Origin of the sequence: Streptococcus sp. HMSC068F04 (assembly GCF_001837455.1) — a bacterium.
Lineage (GTDB): Bacteria > Bacillota > Bacilli > Lactobacillales > Streptococcaceae > Streptococcus > Streptococcus salivarius_D.
In genome coordinates, this window is sequence record NZ_KV832526.1 from 18,035 (window position 1) to 18,924 (window position 890).

Sequence of the window (890 nt, forward strand, 5' to 3'; positions counted from 1 at the left end):
GTAAATTCATTGGCCTAGGTGGCAAACAAGCAACACTTGATATCACTAAGACTCAAGGAACACTGACTATTACCAATAATGATAAAAATCGTGGAACCTTTGATGTCCTTATCACTAATCTGACGAATCCAAGTGGTATTTCAGGTGTCCTTATCCCAGTCTGGTCTGAGCAAAATGGTCAGGATGATCTTGTTTGGCATAATGCTACAAAACAGGATGATGGTTCTTATAAAGTGACTATTTCAGCAAGCCAGCACAAGTGGAATTCAGGCAAGTACATCGTTCATGGCTATATTGTTGATGCTTCAGGTAAGAATATCGGCTTTGGGGCAACTTCAGCTGATGTGGTAGCCCCTAAGAAAATCGGTTCGGCATCAAGAGGAAACTACGATGTTTTAAATAAGATTGTCTATCTGGATGCTGGGCATGGTGGCTATGATCCAGGTGCTTCTTACTTTGGTATTTCTGAAAAGAGCTTGACCTTGGCTATCCAAAGTCGTGTGAAAGCTAAATTAGAAGCAGAAGGTTATCAAGTTGTGACCACACGCACAAGTGATACCTATGTTGACTTGGCGGACCGTTCACGTGCGGCTAATGCCTCTGAATCTGATATCTTCGTAAGTATTCACATCAATGCTTCAGGAAGTTCTGCAGCACAAGGAATCGAGACTTATTATTACCAACCTTATGCAGAATACCCATCACGTATTAATGCAACCTACCATGCTAATCCAACTCGATTGAGCATGAGTGACACTTTGGCCAATGCTATCCAGTCTAGCCTGATTAATGCGACTGGCGCTCAGAACCAAGGTGTGAAACGTCAAACCTTTGCAGTCTTGCGTGAGACAACAGCTCCAGCAGTCCTTCTTGAACTTGGTTTCTTGTCA

At 42.8% G+C, this 890-nt stretch carries 1 protein-coding gene; it reads left to right on the plus strand.

Translation table 11 applies throughout. The annotated features are described in order from the left end of the window. On the plus strand, positions 1–890 hold an 890-nt coding region (locus HMPREF2571_RS10900; protein WP_256315262.1), incomplete at both ends, for an N-acetylmuramoyl-L-alanine amidase.